Annotated in this window: 4 protein-coding genes; all 4 read right to left on the minus strand. The window is 47.2% G+C overall.

Features of this window, described 5'->3' with window-relative positions; all coding sequences use genetic code 11:
* Positions 1-36: 36 nt before the first annotated feature.
* Positions 37-1,044, minus strand: coding sequence for a phospho-N-acetylmuramoyl-pentapeptide-transferase (mraY, locus tag UF75_RS24735; RefSeq protein ID WP_045577179.1), 1,008 nt, complete (start codon positions 1,042-1,044; stop codon positions 37-39).
* A 15-nt stretch (positions 1,045-1,059) separates the two neighbouring features.
* On the minus strand, positions 1,060-2,481 hold the full coding sequence (gene murF / locus UF75_RS24740) for a UDP-N-acetylmuramoyl-tripeptide--D-alanyl-D-alanine ligase (RefSeq protein WP_045577180.1): 1,422 nt from the start codon (positions 2,479-2,481) through the stop codon (positions 1,060-1,062).
* On the minus strand, positions 2,462-3,952 hold the full coding sequence (locus UF75_RS24745) for a UDP-N-acetylmuramoyl-L-alanyl-D-glutamate--2,6-diaminopimelate ligase (protein ID WP_045577181.1): 1,491 nt from the start codon (positions 3,950-3,952) through the stop codon (positions 2,462-2,464). Before UF75_RS24745 ends, murF begins: the two co-directional genes overlap by 20 nt.
* 102 nt (positions 3,953-4,054) lie before the next feature.
* Positions 4,055-4,676: penicillin-binding transpeptidase domain-containing protein (locus UF75_RS24750; protein WP_156146609.1), on the minus strand; the 622-nt coding region annotated here is incomplete at its 5' end.

The raw sequence follows: 4,676 nt of genomic DNA on the forward strand, positions 1-4,676 counted from the left end.
AACACTTTTCGCCGTAGGATGCTAATAAACTTCCTCCTACCCCAACGTCGGCACAAACCCAATAATCCCAAGCATAGCACAAACCAAGGCCACAAACCAAAAAACAAGGACCACTTTCCATTCACTCCAGCCCACGAGTTCAAAGTGATGATGGAGCGGACTCATCCGAAAGACTCGTTTTCCGGTAGTTTGAAACGAGAAAACTTGAATAATGACTGAAAGTGCCTCCGCTGCGAATAATCCGCCGATTAAGATCAGCACTAACTCACTCTTCGTCAGTACAGCCAAACTTACTAAAGCCCCGCCTAATGCTAAGGACCCCGTGTCCCCCATAAAGACTCGGGCAGGGTAGGTATTAAAGCGCAAAAATCCTAGACAGCCACCGGCCAAGGCAGCAGCAAAAACCGCCATATCTGTCTCATGCGCCAAAACCGCTACTCCACCCCCGTGAATTGCAGCTAGTAGAGCAATCACTACATAGCTTGCCCCAGCAAACAGGGTGCTTCCTGCTGCCAAACCGTCCAAGCCATCGGTAAGGTTTACAGCATTCGTCATAACTACAACAACAAGAGAGATCAAGACATAATAAAACCAGCCCAGTTCCCAGTGAATCCCCGTGAAAGGAATCGCAACATCCGTTCCTCGGCCTAACCATTTAACGGAAACCCACAAGAGAATAAAGGCCAACCCAAACTGACCTATCAATTTCTGATAAGCACGAAGCCCTAAAGAACGATGCATCACTACTTTAATAAAATCATCAATAAAGCCAATTAAGCCATATCCTAGCGTGATCCCTACTAAGGTGACCATCTCAAGGGAAGTGGGTTGTTCTGCCGAAAATAAAGCACTTACGATAATGCCAACAAGGAAAATTAGTCCACCCATAGTAGGAGTTCCAGCCTTTTTTAAGTGCCTTTTTGGGCCATCATCGCGTACAGTTTGACCGAACTTAAGAATCCTCAAGACCGGTATCAAAAATGGGCCTAAGACCAAGGTTATGATAAAGGCTAATCCGGCTGCTAAGACCAAACGCTCAGACATGTGTCATTCCATCCTTTACTGTGATCTTTCGAGTTGGGCTGTAATCTCTTCCATCTTCATTCCCCGCGAACCTTTAATTAACACCCATGTTCCTGGTCCAAGAAGAGTGAGGAGCTCCAGAGCCTTTTTGATCCCCTCCTCGCGCGTGGTGGTCATCTTAATCTGATCTTCAGCGTATCCAGCCATTCTAGCCCCCTGGGCAATCTCTCCAGCCAGTTTACCCACGGTAATTAATTCACTGATTTTCAACTCAGCAAGGGCCCGACCTACTTCACGGTGACCTGATTCAGCTGCAGGTCCCAGTTCATACATCTCCCCTAAAATTGCAAGGGACTTATTCTCACCCGCTCGTTCCTTGAGGACTTGCAATGATGCTTTCATTGAAATCGGATTTGCGTTATAGACATCATTAATCAGAACAGTTTCCCCAACTCCTTGCCGAATTTCTAAGCGCATTCGAGACAGTTCGAGTTTACCTAATCCTTTGCATCCCTCGATCAAAGAAACACCCAATACCGTTCCGACTGCAATAGCTGCTAAAGCATCTAACACGTTATGAGTTCCAGGGAGGGGAAGATTAGCCGTCGAAATTTGATCTTGGAACGTCACATCAAAGGTTGTCCCTAAAGCTCCCCAAGAACGAAGTTGTGCCCCTTTTATGTGAGGAAGCGCAAACGCACCCTCTAGACCATAATAACGAATTGCATGGGAATCGTTGTTCCCCTTTTTTACAGAAAACAGATCCTCAGCGTTGAGGATTGCTATGCCATCACTAGGCAGAGCCTCGACCAATTCCCACTTTGCCTGGGCAATTCGCTCTTGAGTTTGTAATAACTCCAAATGAGTTGAACCGATATTAGTGATAACCCCGATATCAGGCCTAGCAATCTCGCATAAAGCCTTGATTTCGCCTAGCCCTCTCATTCCCATCTCAAGAATCAACACTTCAGTACCCAGTGGAGCGTTCAGGATTGTTAAAGGTAGCCCCAATTCATTGTTCTGATTTTCCTTATTGCGATAAACCCGATAATGCTGAGAGAGAACAGCGGCAATCATATCCTTCGTGGTGGTTTTTCCATTACTTCCAGTAACTCCGATCACCTTAGTGCCTAATTCCATACGCCAAGACCGGGCTAATTCTTGGAGTGTCGTAAATACCGACTTTACAAGGAGGAGCGCCTTTCCTTCTGGGACAGAAGGTCTTTTTGCAAGTTCCTTAAAGCGTGCCTCTTCAGCAATCACCAGAATTGCCCCATTTTTCCAGACGGCTTCTATATAATCATGTCCATCCACATTTTCCCCAGGCAGTGCGAAAAACATCTCACCGCCTTTTGCTTGGCGACTATCTAGAACGCACCCCTCAACCTCGACATCAGAATTTCCGATTAAGGTCCCCTTGGCAATCTGGGCTACTCCCTTAGTTGTCCACTTGCCCATATCCTAGCCCCCTTAAAGCTTCACGTGCTACTTCTCGGTCATCGAATGGATGAACCTCCGTCCCAAAAATCTGATAAGTTTCATGTCCTTTACCGGCGATCAGAATCGTATCTTCGGATTTTGCCATGCGACACGCCGTAAAAATAGCTTCCCGTCGGTCTGGCAGCACGACATAATCCACACCTGAAACTCCCGCCAAAATTTCACGGGTAATCAGATCCGGATTTTCCGTTCGAGGATTATCCGAGGTCACTATAAGAAAATCACTCCACTGCGAGGCTGCCTCTCCCATAAGTGGACGTTTGCTTCGATCCCTATCTCCCCCGCATCCAAAGACCGTGATAAGTCTACCCTTCGTAAAATCCCTAGCCGTCCGTACAACATTTTCTAACCCATCCGGAGTATGAGCGTAATCCACAATGACTTGAAAAGGCTGGTCAACTCGGACACTTTCGAAACGTCCAGGTACGCAAGCAATATCTGCTAAAGCCTCTGCTACGATAGCACTATCATACCCTCGTTCAACACCCCATACGAATGCTGCCAAAGCGTTATAAACACTAAAAACACCCGGAGTCGCGTACCTTATCTTCTGACTACGCCCGCTGAAACGCACCTCAAATCGGACCCCTTCGGTGGTGACCTCAACGTTCTCTGCACGGTAATCCACAACATTATGAATCCCGTAACTCACGACTGAAGCTGACGAGGCCTGACTCAATTCAAAAAATGCAGGATCATCTCCATTTAAGATACTAATCTTAGGCGACTTATTACCTTCTAAATAATGCGCAAACAAACGAGACTTGGCATAAAGATACTCCTTCATTGTCATATGATAATCCAAGTGATCTTGTGTCAAATTTGTAAAAATTCCCACATCAAATTCGCAACCTACAACGCGCCCCAGATCCAAAGCATGTGAAGACACTTCCATGACTGCAAGATCTACCCCTTCTGCAACCATCTCCCCTAAGAGCTTTTGAACCTCAATGGCCTCTGGCGTAGTTCTATCTCCCGGAATATCCCGCCCGTCGATCCGCGAACCCAGCGTTCCGATTAGACCGACTTTCAGTCCTTGCCTTATCCCAATTTTCTCAATAAGGTAGGTAATCGTCGTTTTCCCGTTTGTCCCGGTCACGCCCACTAGTTCCAGTTTTCCACTAGGTTGACCATAAACATTAGCCGCTAAGAGTCCCATAACCTGGCGCACGTTTAAAACCTTGACTTGAGGAACCTCAAGAGGTAAAAACTGTTCAACGATTAGGGCCACAGCCCCTGAAGAGATGGCACTCGCAGCAAAGTCATGACCATCCACTTTAAAGCCCGGTACGCAGACATAAAGATCGCCTGGTTCAACGCGCCGCGAATCCATCGTCATCCCCCGAATGATAACTCGGCTATCCCCAGAAACAGCCTGCACCTCGATTCCGCTAATAATCTCTGATAATGGTTTGCAAACTGTGGGCATTCCTCATCTTCCTTTCGAAATGTTTTCCGAGCCACGTTTTTCTATTGCTCGAACTAAATTTATTATAGACAAATTACCCCTTTGACAGACCTCGAAGAATTCCTAACGCCCAAGTGAACTGGCGGAGATTGGAACTCGACCAGTTAGACTGCGAATGGCCTCTATATCTTCATCCTCATCTTCCCACCACCTTGAGAGGGTCGGAGTCGAGGCATCTGTTCCAAGGTAGAGAAGTATATTTGATCCAGCTTCTATTTGCGCGTCTCCATGGGGAATTTGGTCAAGTACCATTTCGCCCTTACCTTCTGTCATGGTCTTGAATCCGGCTTGAGTTAAAACCTTTTCTGCCTCGAATAAAGGGAGACCTAAGACTGAAGGAACGGTCGCTGCCTTTTTAACGGGCTGGAATTCAAGGCCAGGCATTGGCTTGCCAGGCGTCATTGGTGCCTCAGAATCTGGTTTGACACCCAGATATCTCAAGGAATCAAGCAGGACCGTCTGGACAACAGGTGCTGCCACAACTCCTCCGTAAAAGGGAACCCCATCGATGACACATAATATAGCCAGTCGTGGCTTATCTGCAGGGGCAAACGCTACAAAGGAGGCTACATACTCCCCTTGAATATACCCTCCATTAACTACCTTCTGCGCTGTCCCCGTCTTACCTGCCACTCGATAACCAGGGAGAAAGGAGCGTCGCCCAGTTCCATTGGTCACGACAGAT

Source organism: Desulfosporosinus sp. I2, from assembly GCF_000960765.1.
GTDB lineage: Bacteria > Bacillota > Desulfitobacteriia > Desulfitobacteriales > Desulfitobacteriaceae > Desulfosporosinus.

Excerpts from the sequence above, each read along its gene's own strand:
- mraY (WP_045577179.1), bottom strand. The coding sequence starts at position 1,044 with ATGTCTGAGCGTTTGGTCTTAGCAGCCGGATTAGCCTTTATCATAACC.
- UF75_RS24745 (WP_045577181.1), bottom strand. The coding sequence starts at position 3,952 with ATGCCCACAGTTTGCAAACCATTATCAGAGATTATTAGCGGAATCGAG.
- murF (WP_045577180.1), bottom strand. The coding sequence starts at position 2,481 with ATGGGCAAGTGGACAACTAAGGGAGTAGCCCAGATTGCCAAGGGGACC.